The following is a 26,964-nucleotide window of genomic DNA, read 5'->3' on the forward strand; positions in this document are numbered from 1 at the left end:
GTCACAGGGGTCGGGTCACTTATGCCGCGTGACTGTGAATCGTTGCCCGGGGTCGGGTCGGGTCACTTATGCCGCGTGACTGTGAATCGTTCTCTCGAGAGTGACCTGACCCCATTGTCTCGACGTGCCCCGACCCCCCATGCTTGTCAGCCATCCCTCACTCCTCCGGCTCTTCGACAGGCATCCGCCGCTGCCGCACCGCGGCCGCGAGCGTGTCCAGCACCTTCACTGAATCGTCCCAGCCCAGGCAGGCGTCGGTGATGGAAATGCCGTACTCGAGCGGCTTGCCGGGAACGAGGTCCTGCCTGCCCGGGTTCAGGTGGCTTTCCACCATCACGCCCACGATTCGCGACTCTCCGCGGCCGATCTGTCCGGCCACGTCGATGGACACGTCAATCTGCTTGCGGAACTGCTTGGACGAATTGGCGTGAGAGAAATCGACCATCACGTGCGGGGCGAGGCCGGCGGCAGCGAGGTCGGTGCACGCCGCCTCGACGCTCGCCGCGTCGTAGTTGGTGGCCCGCCCGCCGCGCAGGATCACGTGGCAATCCTCGTTGCCGGCGGTCTTGAACATGGCCACGTGCCCGCTCTTGGTGACGGAAATGAAGTGGTGGTGCGCGTTGGCGGCCTTGATGGCATCGACGGCGATGCGGATGTTGCCGTCCGTGCCGTTCTTGAAACCTACCGGGCAGGAAAGGCCGGAGGCGAGCTGGCGGTGCGACTGCGACTCGGTCGTGCGCGCCCCGATGGCGCCCCAGGAAATGAGGTCGGCGATGTACTGCGGCGTGATGAGGTCCAGGAACTCGGTGCCGCAGGGCACTCCCAGGCGGGTGATGTCGAGAAGCAGACTCCTGGCGAGCCGCAGGCCCTCGTTCATGTCGAAGGTGTCGTTCAGGTGCGGGTCGTTGATGAGGCCCTTCCAGCCGACCGTGGTGCGCGGCTTCTCGAAGTACACGCGCATCACGATCAGGAGGTCGGGCGCCAGGCGCTCGCGCTCGGCCTTCAGGCGCGTGGCGTACTCGCGCGCGGCATCGAGGTCGTGGATCGAGCACGGGCCCACCACCACCAGGAGGCGGTCGTCGGCGCCGCGCAGGATGTCGTGGATGCCCTTGCGGGCCTCGAAAGTGACACGCTCGGTCTCATCGGTGGCGGGCAGCTCGAGCATCACCTGCATCGGCGCGAGGAGTTCGTCGCCCTGCTCGATTCGTATGTCGTCGGTTCTGTAATGGGTCATGGGGGGTCCGGGTCTCGGGAAACAAAAAACCGCCAGTTTGCGGCTGGCGGTTCTCTGGGAATCCTGCGCTTCGTGCGGCTGCGCCTAGCTTCTCCCGACCGCCTGGGGCGTGGGAAACCAGAAGTGGAAGAAGTGCGCGGCGTAGCGGTTCATGGGCGGGAATCCTAGCAGAGGGTCATGTTGCAGCGCAAGAAAGGGGAAATGGGGCCGGGCTGACCGGCAGTCCGCGTGAATTCTTGCGACGGTGACGTAACCTGTGGCCTTGTCACCCGTCCGATCGGATTCCCCATGCGCCCGGCCCCCCTTGCACTCCTCCTCGTCGCGGCTTGCGCCATGGCCTCCTCACCCCGGGACGACGGCAAGGCGCGCGCCTTCGCGCACGACCTGAAGCCCGGCGGCATCGCCGAGGAATGCCTGCGCCTGGAGGCCGGCAATAGCCGGCGCTTCGAGTGGTTCTCCAATCTCCCCGTGGACTTCAACATCCATTTCCACCAGGGCGACACGGTGACTTACCCCGTGAAGCTCAACGGCCAGCGCAAGGGCGGCGGCCGCTTCACCGCCACGGTCGGCGAGGACTATTGCTGGATGTGGACCGCCAAGGCCGCCACCCGTGTCACCGGCAGGATCGAAGAATAGATTCGGGGAAGGCTCTCCGGAGCCGTCCCCAATTCCTGGCCCGGGATCAGGCCGGGAGGAACTTGAGCGCGACGCCGTTGTTGCAGTAGCGCTTGCCGGTGGGCTTGGGGCCGTCGTCGAAAACGTGGCCCTGGTGCCCGCCGCAGCGGATGCAGTGGTATTCGGTGCGCGGGTAGATGAGCTTGAAGTCGGTCCGGGTGCCCAGACTTCCCGGGATGAAGCTGAAGAAGCTGGGCCAGCCGGTGCCACTGTCGAACTTCATCTCGGAAGTGAAGAGCGGCAGGTCACAGCCGGCACAGGTGAAGGTGCCCTTGCGCTTCTCGCGGTCGAGCGGGCTGGTGCCGGCGCGCTCCGTGCCCTCCTCCCGCAGCACGCTGTACTGCTCCGGCGTGAGGCGCTTCTTCCATTCCTCGGGCTTGAGGGCGATTTTCTCGATCTTCACGGCGTCCCCGGCGCCTGCGAGCGCCGTGCGATGCAGGGCGAAGAGGCCGGCGAGGGTGGCGACGAACTGGCGGCGTTTCATGCGGGCTCCGGAAGTGAAGGGGCAAAGCTAGCCGGGGGACTTCAACCCGGCATCCTTGAACGCATGGACAAGCGCCGACGGCAGGAGTTTCACCAGCTCGGCCGCGGACCGCACCTGCTCCCGTCCGCACGAAGCGCAGCGCAAGCAGGGCATCGTGACGTCAACTTCGAAGCCGGGCGTGTCCTTCCATGCCAGCGTCGCGCAATGAGTCCTCCGCTCCGCGCCCTCCGCCGACAGGGGCGCCCCGCAGCCGCCGCACGCGTACTTTCGGAACAGCAGGCCCTTTTCCCTGCCCGCCGGAATCTTCGCTAGCTCGTCCTCGACCAGCGAATTGAGCAGCCAGATCGGAAACCCGTGCGCCACGAAGTAGCGGTGCGGCGCCTCGCAGGCCAGCACCGGCAGGTTGCGCAGCGTGAGGCGCATCGGCGCCTCGTCCCCCCTCGCCTCCCGCAGCCGCCGCGCAGCCAGGGGCGACTCGCACAGCGGACAGGGTGTTCCGGCCTCGGGCCAGGTGGAAGTCATGGTGAGCCAGTCATCGCGGCGAAGGGTGTGAAGCCAGGACTTTGATTCGAATTCGCGACCCATGGATTGGGGTCAGGAAATGAACTGATGCCAGGTGATCGCAGAAGGTCAGGTGCGGACCTTCGCCACCAAGGGTTGAAAGCAGAAGGTCAGGTGCGGACCTTCGCCACCTAGGGCTGAATGTGGGTTGGGTTTTTTTTGTTTTTTTGGGCCAGGTCAAATCGCATCGGGCGTCACGGCTCGAACCTGCATCGAAGTCTCCCCGGAGTCGAAGCTCCAGGCAATTTCATCTGGCCCAAAAAAACCAAAAAAGAACCCAACCCACATTCAACCCGATCGCAGCCCGGGTCAGCTCCAAAGATCACTCGCCCTGAAGCCCGGGTCAGCTCCAAAGATCACTCGCCCTGAAGCCCGGGTCAGCTCCAAAGATCACTCGCCCTGAAGCCCGGGTCAGCTCCGAAAATCACTCGCCACAAAACCTGATCGCAGCCCGAGCCAGCTCCGAAGACCACTCGCCCGAAACCCTCAACCCGTCCCGCCCACCGTGAGCCCCTCGATGCGGATCGTCGGCTGCCCCACGCCCACCGGAACGCTCTGGCCCTCCTTGCCGCAGGTGCCCACTCCCGGGTCGAGCGCCATGTCGTTGCCGATCATCGCGATGTGCGTGAGCGCGTCCGGGCCGTTGCCGATGAGGGTCGCGCCCTTCACCGGATACTGAAGCTTGCCGTTCTCGACCCACCACGCCTCGGCCGCGGAAAACACGAACTTGCCGCTGGTGATATCGACTTCGCCGCCGCCGAAGTTGACGGCGTAGAGCCCGCGTTCGACGGAGGCGAGGATTTCCGCCGGGTCCTTGTCGCTTCCCAGCATGTAGGTGTTGGTCATGCGCGGCATCGGCATGTGCGCGTAGCTCTCGCGCCGTCCGTTGCCTGTCACGGGAACCCCCATCAGCCTCGCGTTGAGCCGGTCCTGCAGGTAGCTGCGCAGGATCCCGTCCTCGATGAGCACGTTGCGCGCCGTGGGTTCTCCCTCGTCGTCGATGGAGAGCGACCCGCGACGGTCGGCGATGGTGCCGTCGTCCACGACCGTGACCCCCTTGGCGCCCACCTGCTCGCCGATCCGGCCGCTGAAAGCCGACGTGCCCTTGCGGTTGAAGTCGCCCTCGAGCCCGTGGCCGATGGCCTCGTGCAGCAGGATGCCCGGCCAGCCCGGGCCCAGCACCACGGTCATCGGGCCCGCCGGGGCCGGACGCGCCTCCAGGTTCAGGAGCGCCTGCTTCACGGCGTGCACGGCCATGGAGTCCAGGAGTTCGTCGGTGAAGTGGCCGTAGCCGAATCGCCCGCCACCGCCGCAGTAGCCCTGCTCTCGCCGGCCGTCCTGCTCAACGATCACGGTGAGGGAGAGGTTCACGAGCGGGCGCACGTCGGCGGCGCGCGCACCGTCGGCGCGCGCGACGAAGACCACCTCGTACTCGCCCGACAGGCGCCCCATCACCTGCGCCACGCGCGGGTCGGCGGCGCGGGCGCGCTTCTCCAGCCGCCCCAGCAGCAGCACCTTCTCGGCGTCGTCGAGGGCGGAGACCGGGTCGATGGGCGCGTAGAGGGGAACGGCGGCGCGAGCGCGGGGCGTGGCGGCGGTCGCATCCCCTCCCTGCGCGGCAATGGCGCGGGTGACCTTCGCCGCGGCCTCGAGGGACTCGGGGGAAATATCGTCGGCGTAGGCGAAGGCGGTCTTCTCCCCGGATACGACGCGCACGCCCACCCCCTGGTCGATGGAGAAACTGCCGCTCTTCACCTGCCCTTCCTCCAGCATCCAGCTCTCCGAACGCGAGAGCTGGAAGTAGAGGTCGGCGTCGTCGGCGCGGTGCGCTCGCACGAGGGAGAAGACGCGCTCCAGGGCCGGCTCGTCGATGCCGAACGGGGTGAGGAGCGCGGCCCTCGCGAGATCGAGGGCGGTGGGTTCGTTTTTCGTCATGGGGACAGGTTACCGGAGAGTTAGCGGCCAAGAGTTCGATGGCGAAGGGCCGGCAGGCTCCTGCGGATCTTGGCCTGATAGGTGGGGTTCACGCCGGCGACGACAACCCCCGAGCCGCGCGGCAGGCGGTCGAGCACCACGCCCCACGGGTCCACGATCATCGTGTGGCCGTGCGTCTCGCGGCCGTTCACATGGTAGCCGCCCTGGGCAGGCGCCACCACGTAGCACTGGTTCTCGATGGCGCGGGCGCGGACCAGCACGTCCCAGTGCGCCTTGCCGGTGGTCTCGGTGAAGGCTGAGGGGACGAAGATGAAATCCACCTCGCCCATGGCGCGATAGAGCTCGGGGAAGCGCAGGTCGTAGCACACGGAGATGCCGAGCTTGCCCCAGGGAGATTCCACCGTGACGACCGCGGCGCCGGGCTCGATGGTGCGCTCCTCGGTGTACTTTTCCTGCCCCATGTCGAAGCCGAAGAGGTGGATCTTGTCGTAGCGGGCCACGCGCCTGCCCTCGCCGTCATAGACGAGGCAGGCGTTGCGCACCTTGTCGGGCTTCGTCGATTCCAGGGGCACCGAGCCGCCCACGATCCACACCTTGTGGCGCTTCGCCTCGGCGGAAAGGAAATCCTGGATGGGGCCCTGACCATCCTTTTCACGCAGCTTCACCTTGTCCGTGTCCTGCATGCCCATCACGCAGAAATACTCGGGCAGGCCGATGATCCGCGCGCCCGTGGCCGCGGCCAGCTCGATGAGGCGCGAGGCCTCCTGCAGGTTCGCCTGCACGTTGGGGCCGGAGGCCATCTGCACGGCCGCCACGCGGAACATGCTCTGCGTCGTGACGAGCGTCTCGCGCAGCGCTTCCGGGGTGGTCGAGTTCTTCGTGATGATCATGAGGGCGCACCGGAGGGGCTTGCAGTGCCGGTCATTTCGGGGCTTCGGGTGCCGGCGCGGCCTGTGGCGACGGCGCCGCCCCGAGTTGCGTGACGGTCGGATTATCCCACGAGCCCGTCACCAGGTATTGGTACGACACCACGTACCCCAGGGGGTTCTTCAGCAGTTTCTGCAAGATGAGCGTGGTGAGACCCAGAACCGGCGTGCCCAGGAACGTGGCCGCGATCGCCACGCCCTCGCCCACCTCCGGCACCACCTTCACGGTCAGGTGTTGCGTCTCCATCGGCAGCGACGCCTCGCCCGCCATGGTGACCCGCGCGGAGGGCCCGTCGATCTCGAAATCCTTCGTGAGGAGGATGCCGCGCGCGACCCGCACGTCTCCCGCGATGCGGTCGAAGGCGAAGCCCTCGCTGAAGATGTCCCCGAAGTCGAGCGTGATGCGCCGGGGGATCGACTGCAGCGAAAGCAGGCCGAGGAGCTTTCCGGCCCCCGGCTCGATCCTGGCGAACTGGCCCTTCGCCGCCTCCACCTTGAAGCGCCCGGAGAGCACCCCCGGCGAGAACTCGTACGGATATCCGGGCCAAACGAGCAGGCCCTCGAGCTTCGCCTCGCCGCGGTTCACGAACTGGCCATAACCGAACTGCTCGAGGAGCGAGTGCAGGTTGCGGGACTCGAGCTTCAGGTCCAGCTGCGTGAGCGACCCGGTCGCGGTCCGCCGCCACACGCCGCTGGAGGCGAAGCGCGAATGCTCGTTGGCGATGTCGAGGCGGTCGATGCGCCATTCCGCGCCATCGGGGTGCGCCAGCATCTCCAGGCGCCCCAGCTGGCGGCCGCGGAAATCGAAGCGTTCGGCCACGATGTCCAGGGCCGGCAGGTCGTCCTGCACCGCGGCGGGCGCCGGTTCGGGGCCCGCCGACCCCGACGTCCCGGTTCCGATGAAGAAACGCGTGAGCCTTGCCTGGACGCGGCCCTTGCCCTGCGACTCGAAGCGCACTTCCCCCGCGATCGTGGGACTGGCGAGCGTGCCGCGCCAGGCGCCCGCCTCCCGCTGCAGGCGGACCGCCATCTGCGCGAGATCCCGACCCGTGTAGCGCAGTTGTCCGAACTGCAGGTCGAGCCCGCGCAACTCGAGCGCCGCACTCGCAGGCGAATCCGGGGCGGCCGGGACGGCGAGCGCCTCGCGCCAGGCGTCCAGGTCGAATCGGTTCACGCTTCCATAGACCCACAGGCCCTCGCGCACCGGCTCGTTCGTGACCGGAGCGCCGAACTTGAGCGCCGCGTTCCACTGCCCCGCGCCACCCACCTCGCTGCGACCGATGCGCGCGTGGATGCCGCCTTCCAGCGTCGCCACCGTTTCCTCACTGGCGGTCCCCAGCCGCCGGATCGACACGGCCAGCGCGCGCGGCTCGTCGGCCAGCTTGGCGAAGGGTTCGGGCAGCCCGATCGCCAGTCCCTTCAGCGTGGACTCGACCCGGAGCTCCGAGCCGTCCTCCCCCGAGACCAGCTTCGCCTTCCACTCGGCGGCCCCGGCAAAGCGCCGCGCGAACGAATCCGGAATGAACGTGCCGAGGACGGCGGCACCCATCCGCCCGTCCAGTTGCGTGAGCACGGAGCCGTCGGGTTGCGTGGCCAGGCGCAGCGAGGCCGGTTGCCCGAACATCGACCCGGTGAGCTCCGGGGCACGCACGCTCTTCTCGGTGAAGGAAAGGGAGCCGCGGACGCCGGTCAGGAGGAGGTTCCTGCCCACGCTCGCGGTTGCACCCGCAAACGCGTATTCGCCGGCCACCCGGAACCGCTCCGGGCCGCTCAATGGCCAGGCGAGATTGAGCTTCAGCCGCGCCGGCCCCTCGATCGACACCGTGCGCGTGAACGCACCCGGGCCGTCGGCCAGCGGCGTCTCGCGCAGGAACCGCACGCTGTCCACGCCGGTGGTGTCCAGGTCGCCGTCGATCATCAGGACCGGGGGATTGGCGCCGAAGTCGGCGATGGCGGCCCGCACACTGCGCGCCCGGCTCGCGTAGATGAATGCCTCCCGCGCGCGGATGTCCATGCCCGCGTTCTCGAAGCGGATGTCGCCCTTGATGCGGTCCACCGCGGGCCACGCCGGATGGTATTGAAGGCGACCGCCCTCGATCGCCGCCTCGACGAGGAATCGCCCGCCGCTCGCGTCGCGGAAGGGGAAGTGCCACAGGTCGCCCTTCAGCTCGAAGCGACCGCGGCTCACCTCGCCCGCGAGGACGGCGCCGGTGAGCCAGTCGCGCGTTCCTGCGATGGCATGGGGAAGGTAGTTGGCGACGGCCGGCGCGCTGACCCGCTCGATGCGTCCGGCGAGATCCACCAGGCCAGGCGACTTGTCGGGGGAATCGGGCAACGAATGCCAGGTGCCGGCAAGCGTCACCTCCGCATCGGCATTGGCGAGGCGAGCCTCGTCGATCCGCACCTCGAGGCCCTTGTCGCCGCGCGTCCACGACGCGCGCGCCTCCAGCGTGTCGAGCGCAATCGGTGCGCGGAAGGTGCCCGCCGCTTCGAAAGTGGCCCCTTTCGAGGCGAGCCGCAGCTTGCCGCCGCGCTCGTCGCCGTCGAGCGTGCCGGTGAGCCCCGTGACGCCGGGGTATCCATCGACCGCATTCACCGCCAGGTTCTCGAAACGCGACTTGATCCGGAAGGAATCCGCGTGCGCGAGCGTCTCGCCCGTCCACACCAGCGAGGAATCGAGGAGCCGGCCGCGCGGCGCGTAGCGGGCGGCCAGGGCCTTCGTCTCGCGAGGCATCGGCAGATAGTCGAGGAGCGCGGCGGCGATCTTCAGGTCGATGCCGTTGGCGCGAACCTCGCCGCGCGGCGGCCGGCCTGCCTCGCGAGCGATCCCAATGGAAAAATCGGCCGCGCGCACGACGAGCCCGTCGCGCGTGCGAAAGCCGAGGTCCTGCGTGCCCGCCGCATAGCCGCCCTCCTGCAGGCGATAGGTCACGCGTCCCGACAACGCATCGAGATCCAGGGGCAGCGTATCGGCGTCGAGCTGCGCCAGCACCCCGCGAATGTCCAGGTCGGCGGTCACCGCGCTGATCCTCCCCCCGGGCTCGAAATCGACCCAGGCGCGAACGCTGCCCACCGCGGTGCGAATCGTCTCGGGAACCGGGAGGTACTTGCGCAGCCAGGCGAGGTCCGTGCGTGCCGTCTCGCCGTAGACCGTCCCGGATACCTCCCACGCCTCGCCCTTGGGCGCGAACAGCAGGTCGGCCCTCAGGTCGAGCCTTTGCGCAATGCCGGCCGGCGGCGTTGCATTCAGGGCCGCATGGTGCCGGCGCCCTTCCTTGCGCACGGCAATCTCGACCTGGTGCAGCTCCACCTCGGGGGCGCCGGCCAGTTCGTCCCGCCAGGCAAGCGTCGCATCGTGAATCGCCAGGCGAGGCTGCCCGAGCAGCCAGGCGGTGAGCACCCCTTCCTCGTCGGAGGCCGCGGCGTTGAGCGGCTTGTCGGCGAGATAGATGAGGCCGTCGGTGCCGCGGCGCAGCCGAAGCCGCGGGCTGTAGAACTCAACGTCCCGGAACCGCAGTTCGCCCGCGAAGAGCGACCACCACGACAAGGTGATCTCCGCCCGCTCCAGTTCGAAGGCGGCCTTGCCCCGCCGGTCCGCAACGCGCACCCCGGTCAGGGTGAGCGTGGGCCGCAGTCCCTGCCAGCCGGCATCGACATTGACGATGCTCACCGTCATGCCGGAGGAGCGCGACACTGATTGCGCGATGTCGTCGCGGTAGTTGTCGATATGCGGAAAGACGAGGTAGCGCAGCGCGAGCACGACGACCAGGAACACGACGAGGATCACCCCGGCCAGGGCTGCCGCAACGCGCGCAAGGGAACGGGAAAAGGCCTTGATGCTGTCCTCGGAGACTGTGGATGCCGCGTTGGGCCGATCGGCAGGGCTGCGGGATCGGGTCGCGATGGCGGGCGTGGTTTCGCGGTATTGTAGCGGCTGGGGCCGCGACCCCTTTCCTTGATGACCGACAGCATTTCCCCCGATTCGTTTCCGGCCGCCTTCGAGCGGAGCCTGCGCCTCAGCCCCTACGCGAGGCGCCTGGCGGCTGCGCGCCCCCGCCTCGTGCAGGCCCTCGCGGCAAGCGGCGCGGCCCCGCTTTCGCGCGCCGACCTGGATGCTGCCGTGGCGGCAGTCCCCGAAGGCGACCCTGCCGCCCTGGGCGCGGCGCTGCGGGAGTTGCGCTCGCGCGTCATGCTCACCCTCATCCATCGCGATCTCGCCGGGCTGGCGAACCTCGACGAGGTGGTGTCCACGGTGACCGCGCTGGCCGAGGTGGCGATCGGCTCCGCCGTCAGGGCCGCGCACGCGGAACAGGCCGCCCTGCACGGCGAACCCGCCCGCGGCGAGCGCCTCCTCGTCGTGGGCATGGGCAAGCTGGGCGGCGGCGAGTTGAACGTCTCCTCCGATGTGGACCTGATCTTCCTGCACGCCGCCGAGGGCGACACCGACGGCGCCCGGCCCCTGTCGCACCACGAGTTCTTCACACGGGTGGGCAAGCGAGCCATCGGCCTTCTCGCGGACGTGACCGGCGACGGGTACGTGTTCCGCGTGGACATGCGCCTGCGTCCGTTCGGCGATTCCGGACCCCTGGTGAGCTCGTTCGCCGCACTGGAAAACTACTTCATCGGCCAGGCGCGGCCCTGGGAGCGGTACGCGTGGCTCAAGGGCCGCGTGCTCAACGGCCCGGGCGAGGAGGTCGCCGCGATCGTGGTCCCGTTCGTCTATCGCCGGTACCTGGACTATGGGCTGCTCGAATCGCTGCGCGACCTGCACGGGCGCATCCAGACGGAGGCGGGCCGTCGCGGGCGCACCGACGACATCAAGGTGGGCGCGGGCGGGATCCGCGAATGCGAATTCGCCGTGCAGCTCTTCCAGCTCGTGCGCGGCGGCCGCGACCCGGGGCTGCAGCTCGCCTCGACCCGCGCGGCGCTCGCGGCCGTGGGCAACCGCGGCCTCCTGCCCCCGGAGCGCGTGGCCGCCCTGCGCCTGGCGTACGAATTCCTGCGCCGCCTCGAGCACCGCCTGCAGTACTACGAGGACCAGCAGACCCAGGCTCTGCCCGTCGAGCCCACCCACCGGGAAGCAATCGCCGAGGCGATGGAGTTCGGCACCTGGGATTCGCTCGTCGCCGAACTCGATCGCCACCGCGCCGGGGTTCAGGAAGCCTTCAACGCGCTCTTCGAGCGGCGCACCCATGGCGGCGCGAGTGCCTTGCTCTCCCGCCTCACGGACCCGCAGGCCACCCCCGACGAGGAAGGGCTCGTCGAGGACCTGCGCGCCACCGGCCTGGCGGACCCCGCGCCCGTCGCCGCGCGCTTGGCCGCCTTCGTGCGCTCGCGGCGCTACCGCGCGCTCTCGGGCGCCAGCCGCACGCGCGTTGACCGCCTGCTGCCCGCTGCCATGGAGGCGGCGGTGCGCGAAGACACGGGGCCCGACACGGCCACCCGGCTCCTCGACCTGATCGAGGCCATCGACCGGCGCGAGTCCTACCTCGCGCTCCTGGACGAGTACCCCGTGGTGCTCGCCCGCGCCACGCGACTGGCCGCGAAAAGCCGCTGGGCGGCGCGCCTGCTCGCGCGCCATCCCATCCTGCTCGACGAGCTCACGCGTTCGACTGCGAGCTTCACGGCCACCGACTGGACGGAGGAGCGGCGGCTGCTCGTGCACGAGTGCGCCGCCCAAGGCGACGACACCGAGCAGCTGATGGATCAGCTGCGCCACTTCAAGCAGCGACACGTGCTTCGCCTCGCCATCGCCGACCTCGAGGGCGAGCTGCCCGTGATGGCGCTGTCCGACGAGCTTTCCGCGCTGGCCGACCTCCTGCTCGACGTGGTGCTCGGCTTCGCCGCGCGCGCGGTGTTCGGCGGGGACGGGATCGAGCCGCCGCCCGGTTTCGCGGTCATCGGCTACGGCAAGCTCGGCGGCAAGGAACTGGGCTACGGCTCGGACCTGGATATCGTTTTCCTGTACGACGAGTCCCGCAAGGACGATGCCGAGCGCCTTGCGCGCGTGGCACAGCGCGTCAACACCTGGCTCACCAGCCACACCTCGGCCGGCGTGCTCTACGAGACCGACCTGCGGCTGCGCCCGGACGGCGCCTCGGGCCTCATGGTGAGTTCCTTCCCCGCTTTCCGCGACTACCAGGTGAAGCGCGCGTGGACGTGGGAGCACCAGGCGCTCACGCGCGCGCGCTTCTGCGCCGGGGATGCGGCCCTGGGGCTGCGCTTCGAGGCGCTGCGTCGCGAGGTGCTGGCGGCCCCGCGCGATACGCCGAAGCTGCGCGAGGAGATCCTCGCCATGCGCGACAAGATGCGCGCCGAGGTGAAGGCCGATGCCCGCGACCTCAAGCACACCCCGGGCGGCGTGGTGGACCTGGAGTTCGCCGTGCAGGCGATGGTGCTCGGCGAGTCCGGCCGGCACCCGTCCCTGCTCGACAACAAGGGAAACAACACGCTTCTCAAGCGCGCGGGCGACCTGGGAATCGTGCCCGTCCCGGTGGCTGTGGCGGCCGCCGACGCCTACCTGGCCCTGCGCGCGCGCACGCACGCCGCCTCGCTAAACGACGAGGAGCACACGCTTCTCGCCGATGGAGAGCTCGCGGCCGAACGCGAAGCGGTGAATGAACTCTGGAAGGCCGTCTTCGCAAAAAAGGGGACAGACCCCATTTCCTGAAAAGGGGTCTGTCCCCTTTTCTGGTCTACTGCCGCTCGAGCAGGTGGTGCACCTGCATGCGCCCCTTGCCCTTGATCTCGACTTCGTGAGGGGCGTCGAACTTGAAGCGCGAATGCAGGCGCCGGTAGGTGGTGAGGTCCACCTGCACCGAACCGGTGTAGGCGTCTCCGGCCATGCGCGAGGCCACGTTCACCGTGTCACCCCACATGTCGTAGATGAACTTCTTCTTGCCGATCACGCCCGCGATCACCGGCCCCGTGCCGATGCCGATGCGCAGTTCGATGTTCTCGCCCGAGCGCTGGCGGTAGTCGTTCATGCGCTCGAGCATCTCGATCGCCATATTGGCCACCGCGTCGGCGTAATGGACCTGCGCGCCCGACTCGGCGCCCGCCGCCGCCATGTAGGCGTCGCCGATCGTCTTGATCTTCTCCACGCCGTACTTCTCGGCGATCTCGTCGAACATCGAGAAGACGTCGTTCAGGATCTTCACCGTCTCTGCCGGAGAGAGCTCCTCGGTCATCTTGGTGAAGCCCACGATGTCGGCGAACATCACGGTCACATCCGCGTGGCCCTGGGCGATGTTCGACTCGCCGGTCTTCAGCCGTTCGGCGATGGCCCGGGGCAACACGTTGAGGAGGAGCCGCTCGCTCTTTTCCTTCTCGACGCGCAATTCCTCGTGCTGCAGGTCCACCTGGGAGCGCAACTTCTGCTTCTCGTTCGCGAAGTACCACAGCAGCGCGTAGATCATGAGCGAGATGGCGGCGAAGTTGAGCACGAAGAAGACGGCCACCGTCTGCATGTCCACCTTCACCGGCGCATCCGAAAGGAGGAAGTCGAAGATCCCCGCGAGCACCGTCATGAAGAGCCAGGCGAAGAACCAGGGCAGCGACTGGCGCGTGCCCAGCACCGTCACCGCGCCCACCGGCGCGATGAGGCCCCACAGGCTCACGCCCGAGGCGGTGACGAAGTTGCCGATGGACCACTGCATCGCGAAGGGCGTGAAGAGGATCAGGCCCAGCTGGATCATCGCGAAAAGCTGCAGCTTCCTCGTGCGCAGGTAGAAGGCGATCGTGCCGGCCGACAGCGCCTGGAACGCGAGCGAGATCGACACCGAGAACTGCTGCCCCATGCTCCAGTACACGGAGAGCCACAGGACCGAGGCGAGCACCATCAGGCCCGTGGTGAGGACCAGCATGTCGCCGGAGAGCTTCTCCTCGGCGCTGAGCGAGGCGTGCGACAGGAAGGATTCGCGCCCGCCCGGGGCTTCCGATAGGTGGCCGGCGGGCCTGTAGGGGTCCGTCGAGGGGTCGAAAGGCGTGCTCACGGATCGGCGGTTTTCAGAGGGGCAGAAACCGGTGGATTATGGCATACAAGCCCGGTTTGATAGAATTCCACCGTCTCGCAATCCCAACCGCTCAGGAACTCCCATGTCGATGTCCGACCGCGACGGCTTCATCTGGCACGACGGCAAGCTCGTGCCCTGGAGGGAAGCCACGACCCACGTCCTCACCCACTCCCTGCATTACGGCCTGGCCGTCTTCGAAGGGGTGCGGGCCTACAAGACGGAAATCGGCACGGCCATCTTCCGCCTGAAGGAGCACACGGACCGGCTCTTCAACTCCGCGAAGATCTACATGATGGAGGTGCCGTACTCGAAGGAGCAGCTGATGCAGGCGCAGCGCGAGGTCGTGCGCGCCAACAAGCTGGAAAGCTGCTACCTGCGCCCGTTGGCCTTCTACGGCTCGGAGAAGATGGGCGTCTCGCCCGTCGGCAACAAGGTGCACGTGTCGATCGCCGCCTGGCCCTGGGGCGCCTACCTCGGCGAGGAAGGCCTCGCACGCGGCATCCGCGTGAAGACCTCGTCCTTCGCCCGCCACCACGTGAACGTGACGATGGCGCGCGCCAAGGTGGCGACGACCTATGCCAATTCGATCCTGGCCAACCTCGAAGCCACGCAGGACGGCTACGACGAAGGCTTGCTGCTGGATACGGACGGCTTCGTGGCCGAAGGCTGCGGGGAGAACATCTTCATCGTGAAGGAGGGCCGGCTCTACACGCCGCAGCTCACCACGGCGCTCGATGGCATCACGTGGCGCAGCGTGCAGCAGATCTGCGCCGACCTGGGCCTCACCGTCGAGAAGACGCGCCTCACCCGGGACGACGTGTACATCGCCGACGAAGCCTTCTTCACCGGCACCGCCGCGGAAGTGACGCCGATCCGCGAGCTCGACCGCCGCACCATCGGCAGCGGCTCGCGCGGCCCGGTGACCGAGAAGATCCAGTCGGCGTTCTTCGACATCGTGAACGGTCGCAACTCCAAGTACCACCACTGGCTCACCACGGTCGCCTGACGATGGACGGGGAACGCGCCGGCGGGATGCTGGTCGAGGTCACGGCCGGCGACCTGCCGCTGCATTGCCCCACGGCCTCGCAGACGCTGTGGAACACACACCCGCGCGTCTACCTGCCGATCGAGGCCACGGGCGAAGCGAAGTGCCCGTACTGCGGCACGGTGTACCGGCTGGCGCCCGGGGCGGTCAAGAAGGGCCATTGAGCGTCGCCACCCTCGTCGTTGCCCCCTCGTGGATCGGTGACGCGGTCCTCACTCACCCGCTCCTCGGCCGGCTGAAGGCCCGCGACCCCGGGTGCGCCATCGATGTGCTCGCTCCCGCCTGGGCGTCCGCCGTCTTCGGGCGCATGCCCGAGGTGCGAAGCACCATTGCCTTTCCCTTCGGACACGGGGAACTCGAGTTCGGCGGGCGGCGGCGGTTCGCGAAGACCCTTCCCCGCTACGATCGCGCCATCGTGCTGCCCAACAGCCTCAAGTCCGCGCTCGTGCCGTGGTTCGCGGGCATCCCGGTGCGTACCGGATGGCGCGGGGAGATGCGCTACGGCCTGCTGAACGACCTGCGCAGCCTGGACGAGTCGGCGCTGCCCCTTATCGTGGAGCGCTACGCGGCCCTGGCGCAGTCCCCGGGCGAGGCGCTCGAGCGCCCCCTGCCAGCGCCCCGGCTCACGGTCGATCTCGCGCGGCGCGACGAGACACTGGCGAAGTTCGGTCTCGATGCCCGCGCTCCGGTGCTCGCGCTCGCGCCCGGCGCGGAATTCGGCCCGGCCAAGCGCTGGCCGGCGCGGCACTTCGCTACCCTCGCGCGATCCCAGGCGGCGCTCGGATTCCGCATCTGGCTCTTCGGATCGGGCCAGGATGCCACGGTCACCGCCGAGATCGCCACCCTGGCCGGCGTGCCGGTGACCGATCTGGCGGGAAAGACCGGCCTCGACGAGGCGATCGACCTCCTTTCCCTCGCCGCGCGCGTGGTGACCAACGACTCCGGCCTCATGCACGTGGCCGCCGCACTCGACCGACCGCTGGCGGCCGTGTTCGGCTCCTCCAGCCCGGCCTACACTCCACCGCTTTCGACGAAGGCCCGCGTGGTCTCGCTCAAGCTCGAGTGCAGCCCCTGCTTCAAGCGCGAATGCCCCCTCGGACACACGAACTGCCTCGAGACGCTCGACCCGGCGCAAGTCCTGTCGGCATTCGAATAGATAGAATGGGCGCCTTGCGCGTTCCCGTGCCCAGGAGACCGATCATGCGAATCCTCGCCCTGCCCCTCATGCTGCTCGCTGCCTGCGCGACGACCGCGCCTGCCGACCCCGCCTGGGAGCAATCGATCACCGACTGGCGCGCGCGCGCCGAGAAAAGCCTTCGCGCCGACAACGGCTGGCTCACCCTCGCCGGCCGCTTCGTGATGAAGCCGGGCGTCAATTCCTTCGGCACCGGCGCGGCCAACGACATCGTCTTTCCGAAGGGCCTGGGCCCGGAGCGCATGGGCACGATCACGATCGCCGGCAGCAAGGTGACGATGACGCTGGCCCCCGGCCTCACGGTGCACAAGGAGGGCATGGACCTGGACGAGGTCGTGCTCGGCACCGATGTCGAGCACCGCGACTGGGTGACGATGGGGCGCCTGGCGATGCACGTGATCGAGCGCGAGGGGCGCTACGTGCTGCGCCTGGCCGACAACGAGAGCGAGGTGCGCAAGGGCTTCCGCACCCGCGTCTGGTACGCGCCCGACCCATCCTTCCGGGTGGACGCGAAGTTCGTCGCCTACCCGCCCGGACGGAAGGTCACGATCATCAACGTGCTGGACGAAGCCTCCGACGAGCCCGCGCCCGGCTACGTCGAGTTCGAACTGGGCGGACAGACCCACCGCCTCGACGCCGTCGGGAACGATGACGGACTCTTCTTCGTGCTGCGCGACGCCACCGCGGGCGACACGACCTATCGTCCCGGCCGCTTCCTGTACGTGGCGACGAAGCCCGAGCCCGGAAAGACATTCACCCTGGACCTGAACCGCGTGTACAACCCGCCGTGCGCGTTCAGCGAATTCACCACCTGCCCGCTTCCGCCGAAGCAGAATATCCTCAAGGTCCGCCTGGAGGCGGGGGAGAAGTATCCGCCGGACCGCGCCGGCTGAAATAATGGGGTCTGTCCCCTTTATTTCAGCCGACGGCAAGATCGCCGGGCATGTCGATGTCCACGAAGATGCCGGGATCGTTCACGCGGACCACCTCCAGCCACGCGCGGTGGCGTTCGATCACGCAGCGCGCACCCTCGTCGCCATCGAGCGCCGCCAGGTCGGCGTAGAGATCCTTCGAGAAACCCACCGGGTGGCCGCGCCTGCCGGTCGAATCCGCGGTGGCCGCCAGTTTCGCTCCGCGCGCCAGCGACTCGGCCAGGGCGCGATGGGTGGCGGGACGGATGAGCGGCATGTCGCCCAGGGCGATGAGCCAGCCGGCCGCGCCGGGCGAGGCCTTCACCCCGGCCGCGAGGCTCGCGCCGATCCCGCGGATCGCGTCCGGGGTCTCGAGCACTTCGCACCCGGCCTCTTCCAGCATCCGGCGCAGGCGTTCATCGCCGGGGCGCACCACGGCAAGGGCATGGCCCACCGCGTCGAGGATCGATTGCGCGGCACGCACGCCGACGGCCGCGCTCGAGCCGGCAGCGGCCGCGAGAAGCTTTCCGCCGCCGAAGCGCGAGCCCGTTCCTGCGCACAGGAGGATCGCGCGGATGGGCGTCACGAGCCGTCCTTCCCGTTGCCGTACTCGGGGGCGTTCCAGAATCGCTCCATGGCGATGTAAGTGCAGGAAGCCGACCGGCCGAGAACGCCGGCACCGGCCCGGTGCACGAGCCCGTAGATCACCGAGCCGTAGAGGAGGATCTGCACGCTGTGGGCGACGAGCAGGAAGAGGCAGGCGGTGAAAACCATGGCCGATTCCCCGCTGCGCGAAGCGCCGGCTACGCCAGGCGCCGAGAGGTCTCGGTGGTCATCCGGTCCAGCGCCAGGCCGTTGCGCGTGGCGATGAGGTCGGCCAGGATCGCCACGGCGATCTCCGGCGGCGTGCGCGAGCCGATGGCAAGGCCCACCGGGCCGCGAAGCCTCGCGATCTCGCGGGCGGAAAGGTCGAACCCCGCGAGGCGCTTCCTGCGCTCGGCGCTGGTCTGCTTCGAGCCCACCGCGCCCACGTAGAACGCTTCGGACTTGAGCGCTTCGAGCAGCGCCATGTCGTCCAGCTTCGGGTCGTGCGAAACGGTGAGGATGACGGTGTGGCCGTCGGGCCTGATCGCGAGCACCGCGTCATCGGGCATGCCCTCGACCAGGATCGCCCCGGGCACGCGCCAGGCCAGGCGGTACTCCTCGCGCGGGTCGCACACGAACACGCGGTAATCGACGGTGGTGGCCATCTCCGCGAGGTAGTGGGCGATCTCCGAGGCGCCGATGATGAGCATGCGCCAGCGCGGTCCGTGGATGCTGGTGAAGCGCGCATCGGTGCGCTCGCACTCGTCCGTGGGCTGCGCGGGCGCGAAGCTCCAGGCGCCTGTTGCGAGATCGACACGGCGCCCGATCACCTTGCCGCTTTCGATATGGGCCAGGAGCGCCTCGAGGTCCGCCACGGGAAGCTCCGCCTCGATGATGACCTCGAGCTTGCCGCCGCAGGGCAGTCCGAAGCGGCGCGCTTCGTCGCTGGAGACGCCGTAGGAAATGAAATGCGGAACGCGCCCGGTGAACTCCTCGCGCCGGGCGACGAGGTCGTCCTCGATGCAGCCGCCGGAGACCGAGCCCACGAGGATGCCGTCGTCGCGCATCGCGAGGAGCGAGCCGGGCGGTCGCGGGCTCGCGCCGAATGTCCGCGCCACCGTGACGAGCCACGCACGGCGTCCCGCCCGCTGCCACGCGAGCGCGTTTTCAAGGACGTCGAGATCGAGGCTCTGCATGGCCGGAAATATATACCACCGGCCCGGGTTTCACTTCGGTCCGGAAGCCTCGAGCGCGCGCGCGGGAACGCGGAACAGCTCCCGCAAGGCCGCGCGGTACTGCTCGGTCCCGACGGCCGAGAGGTTGTGATGGGTGCCGCCTTCGACGCGGATGAAGCGCTTGGGAGAGGTGCCCGCGGCGAACAGGCGCTCGCCCATCTCGTAGGGAACCACCGAATCGCTCGTGCCGTGCACGACGATGAGCGGGGGACGCACCTTCGGGAGCTTGGAGAGCGTGTCGAACTCCTGCGTGAGGATCAACCCCACCGGCAACAGGCGCCAGGCGGTGTGATCCACCATGTCGCGGATGGAGGTGAAGGTGGCTTCCAGAACCACGCCGGAGGCCTCGGGATGGCGCACCGCCAGCTCCGTGGCGATGGCCCCGCCCAGGGAGTGCCCGACGATGTAGCGCTCGCGCGAGGGCTCGGTCCTGCCGAGCCAGGCCCAGGCCGCTTCCGCGTCCTCGTAGGCGAGTTCCTCCGAGGGCGACACGTTCGTGCTCTTGCCGAAGCCGCGGTAGTCGATCGCGAGCACGCTGAAGCCGAGCTTTCGCCACCGTTCGATGCGCGTCACGCTGCCGGTCAGGTTCCAGCGCGCGCCGTGCAGATAGAGCAGCACCGGTGCCGACTCGTCGTCCGCCGGCGCCCAGAACGCGTTCAGCGTGTCGCCGTTGGCGCCGACGGGAATCGAGCGCTCCTCGTACTGGAGGCCGGCGTTCCGGTACCCCCCCCAGACGCCCTGGGTCGGGCGGAAGATGAGCTCGCCCTGCTTCTCGGTGAGGTAGGCGCAGCCCGCAGCCGCCGCGGCCAGGACCAGCGCCGCCACGGCGCGGGCGATGAGAGTTCGCACGGTCATGCTGCCGCCGTCTCGTGCCGCGGCCAGGATGGGGCGCTTCGACCTACTTCGGGCTGAAGATCACCGGGGTGTGAGTGCTGCGCACCCCCCGCGATTCCAGGACGACAAGCGTGCCCAGCGCCACCAGGACGACGGCGACGAGCGCCACGATCTCCGCGACCGGGTTCGTGAGGAACTTCCAGAGCTGCCTTTGCCATTCGTTATGCCGTATGCGAAGTCCCATCACTGTCCTCCCGAAGCCCCAGGGTTCGCCGGCCTCTTCGGGCACCGGTCGATCCATCAGGATTGCCGAGCGACTCCTGCGAGCCGGCCGCACGCCAGATCCGGTCAGACCGCATCCGGGCGCAACGGTTCAATGCAAAGCACACTTCGGGCCATTCGACGTCGGGCTCGAAAGGGCATTGTCTCATTCGTTGGCGGGGGCATCAGCGATGGGACGGGGGTGAGGCATGTCCTATGGAATCCTGGGCATGCAAGTGTGACCGTCGGATGGGTGCCCGGAAATTCGAAGGACCTGCTTCCCTTCCCCCTGCCTCCTCCGGTCCCGCCTACCTCTCGCGAGGGATCAAGCCCATTTGGTCTTGCCCAGCGGCAGCACGCGCGGGCGCTTGCCGGTGAGGGCGAAGATCGCATTGGCGACGGCGGGTGCGATGGGCGGGGTGCCCGGCTCGCCGACGCCGGTGGGCCTGTCGGCGGTGGAAGGGACGATGTGCACTTCGACCTTCGGCATCTCGGGCATGCGCAGGACGGGGTAGTCGTGGAAGTTGGACTGCTGCACCTTGCCGTCCTTGAAGGTGATGGCCCCGTGCAGCGCCGCGGAGAGGCCGAAGGCGATGGCGCCCTGCACCTGCGCCTCCACGGTGAGCGGGTTCACGACGAGGCCGCAGTCGAAGGCCGCGACGACGCGGTGCACCTTCACCGCGCCGTCCACGATCGAGACTTCCGCCACCTGCGCGCAGACGCTGTTGAAGGACTCGTGCACTGCGATGCCGCGCGCGCGTCCACTGGGCAAGGGCGTGCCCCAGCCGGCTTTCAGCGCGGCGAGCTCGAGTGTTGCGAGGACACGCGGGTGCTTCGCGAGGAGCTTGCGGCGGAAGGCGACCGGGTCCTGTCCGGCGGCCGCGGCCAGCTCGTCGATCATCGTCTCCATCACGAAGGCAGTATGCGAATGGCCCACGGACCGCCACCAGAGCGAGGTGATGGCCGACTTCGGCGAGTGCAGCGTGACACCCAGGTTCGCGATGTCATAGGGCGTGTCGCTCACGCCTTCGACCGAGGTCTCGTCGATGCCTTCCTTGACCATGAAGGGCTCGAAGGCCGTCCCCGCAATGATCGACTGGCCGACGATGGTGTGGTTCCAGCCGACCACGGCGCCATGCGCGTCGATGCCGGCTTCCACGCGGTGCACGTACATCGGCCGGTAGTAGCCGCCGCGAATGTCGTCCTCGCGCGTCCACACCGTCTTCACCGGCACCTTCACGCTCTTCGCGATTTCGCAGGCCTCGATCACGTAGTCCGAGGACGGGTTCGCGCGCCGCCCGAAGCCGCCGCCCGCGGGCAGGGTGTTGAGCTTCACCTTGTCCGGGGTGAGCCCGAGCACCTTGGCCGCGGCGCCCTGGTCCACGGTCTGGAACTGCGAACCGCACCAGATCTCGGCGGAGTCGCCGCGGAACTCGACGGTGCAGTTGAGGGGCTCCATCGGCGCGTGGGCGAGGAACGGCACCTCGTATTCGGCAACGACGGTCTTCGCGGCGGACTTGATCGCGGCCGGGTCGGCGGGCTTCTTCGCCATCGCTCCGGGCTGCTTCGCGAGCTCGCCATACTGCTGGCGAAGACTTTCGGAGGCGAGCACCGCGCCCGGGGCAGGGGTCCATTGGATCTCGAGCGCGTCGCGCCCCTTCTTCGCCGCCCAGAAGCTCTTCGCGACGACGGCCACGCCGTTCGAGATCTGCACGACGTGCGTGACGCCCGGCACGCCCTTCACCTTCTCCGCGCTGAACGAGGCCACCTTCGCGCCGAACACCGGCGGGTGCGCCACGAGCGCCGTGTGCAGGTTGGGCCGCTTCATGTCCATGCCGAAGACGGTGACGGCATTCACCTTGTCGGCCGAGTCGATGCGGCGCGTGGGCTTGCCGATCAGCTTGAACTGCTTCGTGGCCTTGAGCTCCACCTTTTCCGGCACCGGGAGCTTCCCGGCCGCCTCTGCGAGACTCCCGTAGGAGGCTTTCCTGCCGCCCGGCCCGAGGATGAAGCCCTTCTCGGCCCGGCACGCCTCGGGTTTCGCCTTCCACTGGGACGCGGCGGCGGCCACGAGCATCGTGCGTGCCTGCGCGCCCACGGTGCGCAGCTGCGTCCAGGAGTCGCCCACGCTCATCGAGCCGCCCGTCATCTGCATGCCGAAGCTCGTGTGCACGTATTCGGGCGCGGCGGGCGCGAGCTCGGCGCGCACCTTCGACCAGTCGCACTCCAGCTCCTCGGCCACCAGCATGGGCAGCGCCGTGGTCACGCCCTGGCCGAACTCGAGGTTCTTCACCATCACGGTCACGGAGCCGTCCTTCGCGATGCGCAGGAATGCGTTCGGGTTCACGGGCGCCTTGGGCGCGCCCTGGGCGTGCGCGAGGCGCTGGCGCTCGGGAAGCCAGAAGCCGATCACCAGCCCGCCGGCGATCGCCGTCGTGGACTTGAGGAAGGCGCGGCGCGACGTGCTCTTCGGAGCGGTTCTCATGACACGCTCCCGGGCGTCTTCTTCGTGAGCGCCGCGGCCGCCGTCTTGATGCCCTCGCGGATGCGCGGGTAGGTGCCGCAGCGGCACAGGTTGCCTTCCATGGCGGCGTCGATGTCCGCATCCGAGGGCGACTTGTTCTTCGCGAGCAGCGCCACCGCCGCCATCACCTGGCCGGGCTGGCAATAGCCGCACTGCACCACGTCCTTGTCGATCCAGGCGCCTTTCACTGCCTTCGCGACGGGGTTGGTGGCGGCGAGACCCTCGATCGTGCTGATTCGCTTGCCCGAGACGTCCGCCACCTTCACCGAACAGGAAAACTCGGGCTCCCCGTTGATGTGCACGGTGCACGCGCCGCACTGCGCGCGCCCGCAGCCGTACTTGGTGCCGGTGAGGCCGAGGCTGTCGCGAAGCACCCACAGCAGGGGGGTGTCGGGGTCGGCATTGAATTCGACCGGCTGGCCGTTGACGGAGAACTTGACCATGGATGGGCTCCTCGAAAGTCCGGAAAGACGGAGAAGGGCGACATTATGGGGGAATCCGGGAGGCCCGGATCAAGGGCGTTTGGTATCATTTCGCCGCCAACCTCCCCGCCTCTCCATGCCTCCCCGCACCCGCAAGCTCTTCCCCACGCCCGACGACGCCGAGAGCGCCTTTTACGAAGCCTTCGAACGCGCCGACCTGGCCGCCATGATGGTGGTCTGGGCCGAAGGTGACGACGTGGTGTGTGTGCACCCGGCCGGCCCGCGCCTCACCGGCTTCGAGGCCGTGCGCGAGAGCTGGATGCAGATCTTCGCGGGCAACGTGAAGCTCTCGGTGCGCGTGACCGAGTCGCGGCGCCTCGACGGCCCGTCGGTGGCGGTGCGTTCGGTGGTGGAATCGATCACCGCGCCGGGCACGGAATCCTCGCCGCAGACGGTGAACGCGACGAACGTCTATGTGCTCACCGATGCCGGCTGGCGCATCGCGATGCACCATGCGTCGCCCCCCGAGCAGCTTGCGGCCCCCGCGGAAGACGAGGCGGAACAGCCGCATACGCTGCACTGACGAAGGCCGGGGAGTCCGAGGGCTCCCTTGCCGGGTGCGATTTGCCTGGCACGAACCGGGCAAGTCTTACGGCGCGATGATCGCCGTCTTGTCGGTGTCCCTCGTGAAATTGCACCTCTACGCGGCTAAAGCACGGCTTCCAACCGGCGGCTGGGTTGCGAAGGTCCCTTGGCAATCTCCCGTCACCGGATATCTGACGCCTGCATCCCTCGTCAGCTTCAACAGAACGCCCGCACCATTGCAGAACGTGCCGGACGCCTGCCGGATGAACGGGTTCGACTGGTCGCCCGATTCGGCAGCGTTGTGGGCGATGGCGGCGTGGCGGAAAGCGCTCGCAGAGTCCTGTTCATCCTGACTCCCGCTCCGGTGATTTTCTCCGGGCTCTTACTTGCCGTACTTCTTCTGCATCTCGATGGCCAGGGCCTGGGCGTCCTCGTTGCTCATGTTCTGCAGTTCGCTCGTCGACTTGCCGGTTGCGGCGCGGGTGGGATCTGCCTTGGCGCTTCCCCGGGAGGCCCGGGTGTACTCCGCCGCCTGCTTGTTGATGGCGGCCATCTTCTTGTCGTAGATCGCCTTCACCTCGGCGTCGGACTTGCCCTTGCCTTCCGCGCCGACCGCCTCTCGCTGGTATTGCTTCATCCTGTCGTCCTGCTGGCGCTTGATTTCAGCCTTCTTCCGGGCGGCTTCCTGCTGTTCGGCCTTGCGCTGGGCCGCCTCGCGCGCTTCGAGCGCGGCGTCGTAGTCGGCAAAGGCGGGCGCGGACAGCATGCCGGCCAGGCAGGCGATGAGGGCAAGTCGTTTCATGGTCGATCCTTTGCGTTCCGGCGCCGGCACCCTGCAGGCGCTCCCTGAACGGATGAACGGGAAATGCGGCCGGATCCGGTCACGCGCGGGCCAGTTTCGCGAGCGCCTCGTCGCAATGCTTGAGGGCGTCCCTGATCTCGTCGTCCGCGCCCTTGACGAACTTGCTGTCCAGCTTCTCCGCGCGCAGCTGGTCGACGAAGGCGACCGCATCGGCCAGCAGCGACCGGGCTTCGGTGAGCATCGCGAGCTGCCTGCCCCGGTCCGGGGCCGCGCGGCCGGCGGAACCGAGCAGCGCGGCTCCAACCAGGGCCTTTGCTTCCGCACTGGCGCCACGCCAGTCGCGGGTCTTCTGGGTGTCCTCGGGAATTCGCGCGGCCACGGCGAGTGCTTCGCGGCCAAACCGGACGGTGCGGGGGTGGTCACCCATGCGGTACGCGATCAGGGCGGCGGTATTCAGCGCACCGAGGTGGCCCATCGCAGGCGCGACGTTCTTCGGGTCGCGCGCGACGAGTTCCGCGCCACGGTCGACAGCCTCGGCGATGGTCCGATCCGCTTCCAGAAGCTGGCCGGACTGGGATAGCGCCACGGAAAGCTGCGTGAGGTACGACTGCTCGGTTTCGGCCATCTTCCGGTCATTCGGGTTCGCGGCCATGACTCCCCGGATCAACACGAGGACCTTGCGGTAGTACTCGACACCCTCCATTGCAGCCGCGGGTCGACCGCTGGACGACAGCACCTTGCCGGCGCGCTCGTAGGTCAGGATGAGATTGTCGCGCACGGTGGCATCGCCCGGCGCCTCTCGTGCCAGTGACTCGAGGATCGAGATCGACCTGCGGATCACGGCCTCGACTTCCTGACTCGGGCCGCGCAGGAGCTTGCCGAGGAGCGCCTGCTCGCTGAGCGTCGAGGCCGAACGAGCGCGGTCGCCGGGGGTTGCGCCGGGCAGGGCCGCGGCCCGCTCGGCAAGCACGACAGCGGAAGCGATTTCCGCTTCCCAGCGGGAATCGTCTTTCATGAAATAGGCCTTCGCGAGGTTGTAGCTGAGGTTCCAGTGTTCCCGAACCGAGTTGATGTCGTCCGGCCGCAGGGCATCGAGCGCGACGAACAGGCGCCTGCCCTTCTCGAAATTGCCGATTGCCGCCGACAGATCGCCCGTATTGGCGCCTCCCGGCAGGCCCTGGACATCGCCGATCTTGCGATAGGCGGCTGCCAGCTCGAACATGAGCGCCGGGTCGTTGCCGGCTTCCGCCTGCAGCGCATCGAGATAGTCGAGAGAGGTCTTCACCAGCATCTCGCGCGCCTTGAGCGAGCCGGGCAGGTTCTCGATCTCCGCATTCACGTCGAAGATGAATGCGTTGGCGAGTTTCCTCACGCTGGTGAAGTGCCGTTCGGCGCGCGCCTTTTCCACCACGGCCACTCGCCGCTCGTGTTCGGCCATCACCAGGCCCACCGCCATCGTCACGATCACCGTTGCGGCCATGGCGATGGGCAGCCGGTGGCGGACGGCGAAGCGGCCCGCAAGATAGCGCCATGTGCCCGCCCGCGCCTTGACCGGCCGGCGATCGAGGTGGCGCGCGATGTCCTCGTCGAACAGCTCGACGGAGGCATAGCGCGCCGCCGGATCGCGCCGCAGTGCCTTGAGGATGATCGCGTCCAGGTCGCCCGCCACGGCCCGCGCGAGTTGCCGGCTCGAGGCAAGGCCGCGTTCGAGCGCGGATGCCATGGCGAGCGGGAGGCTCGAGGCAACCGCGATCTCCTCCTGGAGCAGCATCACGTCGGTGAGCGGCTTGCCTTCACGCAGTGCGCGATAAGGCGCTTCGCCCGTGACCAGTTCGTGGAGGATGACGCCCAGCGAGTAGATGTCGGTGGCAGTGGTGACGGCGCCTTCGGCCACCTGCTCGGGCGCGGCGTAGCGAAGGGTCATCACGCGCCCGCCCAGGCGCGTGAGGTCGCGCCGTGCGCCGGTGTCCGCGACCGTCTCATCCTCCACCAATTTTGCGATGCCGAAATCGAGCAGCTTCACCTGGCCGGAAGCGTCGATGAGGATGTTGGCAGGCTTGAGGTCGCGGTGCACGACGAGGTGACGATGCGCATGCGAGACGGCGGAAAGCACCTGCCGAAGCAGGGCCAGCCGCGCGGCGATGGGCAGCTTGAGCGCGGCCACCTGCTTGTCGAGGGCCTCGCCCGCCACGTATTCCATGGCGAGGTACGGCTGGCCCGACTCGCTCACGCCGGCGTCGTAGAGGCGCGCGATGTTGGGGTGCGCCAGCTTGGCGAGGATGTCGCGCTCGCGCTGGAAGCGCTCGGCGCGAATCTCGTTGGCCTCCAGGGAGGAGGGAAGCTTGAGCGCCACTTGCCGGGTAACACGGCCGTCCGCCTGCTCGGCGAGCCACACCTCGCCCATGCCGCCCCGGCCTATCGGGCGCACCAGCCGGAAAGGACCGACCCGGTCGCCCTCTGCGAACGCGCTGGACGGCGCCGGCAGGGGAGCAAGCTGGGGCACCGTCTCCATCTCCCGATCGCGCTCCGCCCGTTCGTGCGTCGCGAGCATCCGTGCAAGGATCGGCGCCTCTTCCGGGTGGCTCGTGCGCAGGCCCTCGAGCCAGGCGCCCCGCTCGGCCCCGGTCATGTCGAGGGCGGCTGTCAGCAGCGGGTCGATCTTCTTCCAGGTCTCGGGCGAGATCTTCATCGGGCGGGGAACGGCGCGAAAAGCGGCAGTTGCCGGATTGAACGGA

General features: G+C 68.5%; 24 protein-coding genes. 8 read left to right on the forward strand and 16 right to left on the reverse strand.

Translation table 11 applies throughout. The features are described 5' to 3' along the window. Positions 1 to 157 precede the first annotated feature (157 nt). Entirely contained in the window at positions 158 to 1,234 is a 1,077-nt protein-coding gene (gene aroG, locus IPP91_05325) for a 3-deoxy-7-phosphoheptulonate synthase AroG (protein MBL0141485.1), read from the reverse strand. A gap of 288 nt (positions 1,235 to 1,522) precedes the next feature. On the opposite strand from aroG, the gene IPP91_05330 reads away from it, so the two are divergent. Continuing rightward, entirely contained in the window at positions 1,523 to 1,870 is a 348-nt protein-coding gene (locus IPP91_05330) for a hypothetical protein (GenBank protein ID MBL0141486.1), read from the forward strand. A 46-nt stretch (positions 1,871 to 1,916) separates the two neighbouring features. Here IPP91_05330 and msrB read toward each other — a convergent pair whose 3' ends face one another. The 5 genes from msrB to IPP91_05355 all read right to left on the reverse strand — a co-directional run bounded on the left by msrB (position 1,917) and on the right by IPP91_05355 (position 9,602). Next, positions 1,917 to 2,393, reverse strand: a complete 477-nt coding sequence (gene msrB / locus IPP91_05335) for a peptide-methionine (R)-S-oxide reductase MsrB (protein MBL0141487.1) — start codon at positions 2,391 to 2,393, stop codon at positions 1,917 to 1,919. A 27-nt stretch (positions 2,394 to 2,420) separates the two neighbouring features. Continuing rightward, positions 2,421 to 2,915 (reverse strand): hypothetical protein, encoded by a 495-nt coding sequence (locus IPP91_05340; protein ID MBL0141488.1) that lies wholly within the window; start codon positions 2,913 to 2,915, stop codon positions 2,421 to 2,423. 525 nt (positions 2,916 to 3,440) lie between these two features. Then, complete coding sequence (gene tldD / locus IPP91_05345; protein MBL0141489.1) at positions 3,441 to 4,889, reverse strand: metalloprotease TldD; 1,449 nt, start codon at positions 4,887 to 4,889, stop codon at positions 3,441 to 3,443. 20 nt (positions 4,890 to 4,909) lie between these two features. Next, a complete protein-coding gene (locus tag IPP91_05350) occupies positions 4,910 to 5,779 on the reverse strand; it encodes a carbon-nitrogen hydrolase family protein (protein MBL0141490.1) in 870 nt (289 codons plus the stop codon). Positions 5,780 to 5,810: 31 nt separating this feature from the next. After that, positions 5,811 to 9,602 carry a TIGR02099 family protein gene (locus IPP91_05355; protein MBL0141491.1) on the reverse strand — a complete coding sequence of 1,264 codons (3,792 nt, stop codon included), beginning with the start codon at positions 9,600 to 9,602 and terminating at the stop codon, positions 5,811 to 5,813. Positions 9,603 to 9,773: 171 nt separating this feature from the next. Between IPP91_05355 and glnE the strand changes: the two genes are divergently transcribed. After that, positions 9,774 to 12,485 (forward strand): bifunctional [glutamate--ammonia ligase]-adenylyl-L-tyrosine phosphorylase/[glutamate--ammonia-ligase] adenylyltransferase, encoded by a 2,712-nt coding sequence (gene glnE / locus IPP91_05360; protein ID MBL0141492.1) that lies wholly within the window; start codon positions 9,774 to 9,776, stop codon positions 12,483 to 12,485. 25 nt (positions 12,486 to 12,510) lie between these two features. On the opposite strand, the gene IPP91_05365 is transcribed toward glnE, so the two are convergent. Next, the gene (locus IPP91_05365; protein MBL0141493.1) at positions 12,511 to 13,680 is read right to left on the reverse strand and encodes an adenylate/guanylate cyclase domain-containing protein; all 1,170 of its coding nucleotides are present in this window, start codon (positions 13,678 to 13,680) and stop codon (positions 12,511 to 12,513) included. Positions 13,681 to 13,912: 232 nt separating this feature from the next. Here IPP91_05365 and IPP91_05370 point away from each other — a divergent pair, with 232 nt between their 5' ends. The 4 genes from IPP91_05370 to IPP91_05385 are packed head-to-tail and all read left to right on the forward strand — an operon-like array spanning position 13,913 to position 16,963. Beyond that, entirely contained in the window at positions 13,913 to 14,836 is a 924-nt protein-coding gene (locus IPP91_05370; protein MBL0141494.1) for a branched-chain amino acid transaminase, read from the forward strand. A gap of 26 nt (positions 14,837 to 14,862) precedes the next feature. After that, a complete protein-coding gene (locus IPP91_05375; protein MBL0141495.1) occupies positions 14,863 to 15,039 on the forward strand; it encodes a zinc-finger domain-containing protein in 177 nt (58 codons plus the stop codon). Then, a complete protein-coding gene (gene waaF, locus IPP91_05380) occupies positions 15,036 to 16,031 on the forward strand; it encodes a lipopolysaccharide heptosyltransferase II (protein MBL0141496.1) in 996 nt (331 codons plus the stop codon). Before IPP91_05375 ends, waaF begins: the two co-directional genes overlap by 4 nt. A gap of 44 nt (positions 16,032 to 16,075) precedes the next feature. Further along, complete coding sequence (locus IPP91_05385; protein ID MBL0141497.1) at positions 16,076 to 16,963, forward strand: DUF1684 domain-containing protein; 888 nt, start codon at positions 16,076 to 16,078, stop codon at positions 16,961 to 16,963. 25 nt (positions 16,964 to 16,988) lie between these two features. Here the strand turns inward: IPP91_05385 and IPP91_05390 are convergent, their stop codons facing one another. The 7 genes from IPP91_05390 to IPP91_05420 all read right to left on the reverse strand — a co-directional run bounded on the left by IPP91_05390 (position 16,989) and on the right by IPP91_05420 (position 22,863). Next, positions 16,989 to 17,567 (reverse strand): nucleotidyltransferase family protein, encoded by a 579-nt coding sequence (locus IPP91_05390; protein MBL0141498.1) that lies wholly within the window; start codon positions 17,565 to 17,567, stop codon positions 16,989 to 16,991. Then, positions 17,564 to 17,755, reverse strand: a complete 192-nt coding sequence (locus tag IPP91_05395; protein MBL0141499.1) for a hypothetical protein — start codon at positions 17,753 to 17,755, stop codon at positions 17,564 to 17,566. The genes IPP91_05390 and IPP91_05395 overlap by 4 nt, the downstream gene beginning before the upstream one ends. Before the next feature lie 29 nt (positions 17,756 to 17,784). Continuing rightward, positions 17,785 to 18,762, reverse strand: a complete 978-nt coding sequence (locus IPP91_05400) for an XdhC family protein (protein MBL0141500.1) — start codon at positions 18,760 to 18,762, stop codon at positions 17,785 to 17,787. A 30-nt stretch (positions 18,763 to 18,792) separates the two neighbouring features. Beyond that, a complete protein-coding gene (locus tag IPP91_05405; GenBank protein ID MBL0141501.1) occupies positions 18,793 to 19,656 on the reverse strand; it encodes an alpha/beta fold hydrolase in 864 nt (287 codons plus the stop codon). Positions 19,657 to 19,699: 43 nt separating this feature from the next. Continuing rightward, positions 19,700 to 19,879 (reverse strand): hypothetical protein, encoded by a 180-nt coding sequence (locus IPP91_05410; protein ID MBL0141502.1) that lies wholly within the window; start codon positions 19,877 to 19,879, stop codon positions 19,700 to 19,702. Positions 19,880 to 20,221: 342 nt separating this feature from the next. Beyond that, complete coding sequence (locus tag IPP91_05415) at positions 20,222 to 22,381, reverse strand: xanthine dehydrogenase family protein molybdopterin-binding subunit (GenBank protein MBL0141503.1); 2,160 nt, start codon at positions 22,379 to 22,381, stop codon at positions 20,222 to 20,224. Then, the gene (locus tag IPP91_05420; protein ID MBL0141504.1) at positions 22,378 to 22,863 is read right to left on the reverse strand and encodes a (2Fe-2S)-binding protein; all 486 of its coding nucleotides are present in this window, start codon (positions 22,861 to 22,863) and stop codon (positions 22,378 to 22,380) included. Before IPP91_05420 ends, IPP91_05415 begins: the two co-directional genes overlap by 4 nt. 115 nt (positions 22,864 to 22,978) lie before the next feature. Here IPP91_05420 and IPP91_05425 point away from each other — a divergent pair, with 115 nt between their 5' ends. Continuing rightward, positions 22,979 to 23,425: a nuclear transport factor 2 family protein gene (locus IPP91_05425; protein ID MBL0141505.1), complete on the forward strand. Its 447-nt coding sequence runs from the start codon at positions 22,979 to 22,981 to the stop codon at positions 23,423 to 23,425. A 76-nt stretch (positions 23,426 to 23,501) separates the two neighbouring features. Next, positions 23,502 to 23,780, forward strand: a complete 279-nt coding sequence (locus IPP91_05430) for a hypothetical protein (GenBank protein MBL0141506.1) — start codon at positions 23,502 to 23,504, stop codon at positions 23,778 to 23,780. A gap of 29 nt (positions 23,781 to 23,809) precedes the next feature. Here the strand turns inward: IPP91_05430 and IPP91_05435 are convergent, their stop codons facing one another. Both IPP91_05435 and IPP91_05440 read right to left on the reverse strand, forming a co-directional pair. Then, a complete protein-coding gene (locus IPP91_05435; GenBank protein ID MBL0141507.1) occupies positions 23,810 to 24,229 on the reverse strand; it encodes a hypothetical protein in 420 nt (139 codons plus the stop codon). A 79-nt stretch (positions 24,230 to 24,308) separates the two neighbouring features. Then, positions 24,309 to 26,918, reverse strand: a complete 2,610-nt coding sequence (locus tag IPP91_05440) for a serine/threonine protein kinase (protein MBL0141508.1) — start codon at positions 26,916 to 26,918, stop codon at positions 24,309 to 24,311. Positions 26,919 to 26,964 lie beyond the last annotated feature (46 nt).

The organism is Betaproteobacteria bacterium (assembly GCA_016720855.1).
Classification (GTDB): domain Bacteria; phylum Pseudomonadota; class Gammaproteobacteria; order Burkholderiales; family Usitatibacteraceae; genus FEB-7.

Bases quoted from the DNA above. Each gene is read 5' to 3' on its own strand.
- aroG (MBL0141485.1), bottom strand. From the start codon at position 1,234: ATGACCCATTACAGAACCGACGACATACGAATCGAGCAGGGCGACGAA.
- IPP91_05330 (MBL0141486.1), top strand. From the start codon at position 1,523: ATGCGCCCGGCCCCCCTTGCACTCCTCCTCGTCGCGGCTTGCGCCATG.
- msrB (MBL0141487.1), bottom strand. From the start codon at position 2,393: ATGAAACGCCGCCAGTTCGTCGCCACCCTCGCCGGCCTCTTCGCCCTG.
- IPP91_05340 (MBL0141488.1), bottom strand. From the start codon at position 2,915: ATGACTTCCACCTGGCCCGAGGCCGGAACACCCTGTCCGCTGTGCGAG.
- tldD (MBL0141489.1), bottom strand. From the start codon at position 4,889: ATGACGAAAAACGAACCCACCGCCCTCGATCTCGCGAGGGCCGCGCTC.
- IPP91_05350 (MBL0141490.1), bottom strand. From the start codon at position 5,779: ATGATCATCACGAAGAACTCGACCACCCCGGAAGCGCTGCGCGAGACG.
- glnE (MBL0141492.1), top strand. From the start codon at position 9,774: ATGACCGACAGCATTTCCCCCGATTCGTTTCCGGCCGCCTTCGAGCGG.
- IPP91_05365 (MBL0141493.1), bottom strand. From the start codon at position 13,680: ATGCTGGTCCTCACCACGGGCCTGATGGTGCTCGCCTCGGTCCTGTGG.
- IPP91_05370 (MBL0141494.1), top strand. From the start codon at position 13,913: ATGTCGATGTCCGACCGCGACGGCTTCATCTGGCACGACGGCAAGCTC.
- IPP91_05375 (MBL0141495.1), top strand. From the start codon at position 14,863: ATGCTGGTCGAGGTCACGGCCGGCGACCTGCCGCTGCATTGCCCCACG.
- IPP91_05385 (MBL0141497.1), top strand. From the start codon at position 16,076: ATGCGAATCCTCGCCCTGCCCCTCATGCTGCTCGCTGCCTGCGCGACG.
- IPP91_05395 (MBL0141499.1), bottom strand. From the start codon at position 17,755: ATGGTTTTCACCGCCTGCCTCTTCCTGCTCGTCGCCCACAGCGTGCAG.
- IPP91_05400 (MBL0141500.1), bottom strand. From the start codon at position 18,762: ATGCAGAGCCTCGATCTCGACGTCCTTGAAAACGCGCTCGCGTGGCAG.
- IPP91_05405 (MBL0141501.1), bottom strand. From the start codon at position 19,656: ATGACCGTGCGAACTCTCATCGCCCGCGCCGTGGCGGCGCTGGTCCTG.
- IPP91_05410 (MBL0141502.1), bottom strand. From the start codon at position 19,879: ATGGGACTTCGCATACGGCATAACGAATGGCAAAGGCAGCTCTGGAAG.
- IPP91_05415 (MBL0141503.1), bottom strand. From the start codon at position 22,381: ATGAGAACCGCTCCGAAGAGCACGTCGCGCCGCGCCTTCCTCAAGTCC.
- IPP91_05420 (MBL0141504.1), bottom strand. From the start codon at position 22,863: ATGGTCAAGTTCTCCGTCAACGGCCAGCCGGTCGAATTCAATGCCGAC.
- IPP91_05425 (MBL0141505.1), top strand. From the start codon at position 22,979: ATGCCTCCCCGCACCCGCAAGCTCTTCCCCACGCCCGACGACGCCGAG.
- IPP91_05430 (MBL0141506.1), top strand. From the start codon at position 23,502: ATGATCGCCGTCTTGTCGGTGTCCCTCGTGAAATTGCACCTCTACGCG.
- IPP91_05435 (MBL0141507.1), bottom strand. From the start codon at position 24,229: ATGAAACGACTTGCCCTCATCGCCTGCCTGGCCGGCATGCTGTCCGCG.
- IPP91_05440 (MBL0141508.1), bottom strand. From the start codon at position 26,918: ATGAAGATCTCGCCCGAGACCTGGAAGAAGATCGACCCGCTGCTGACA.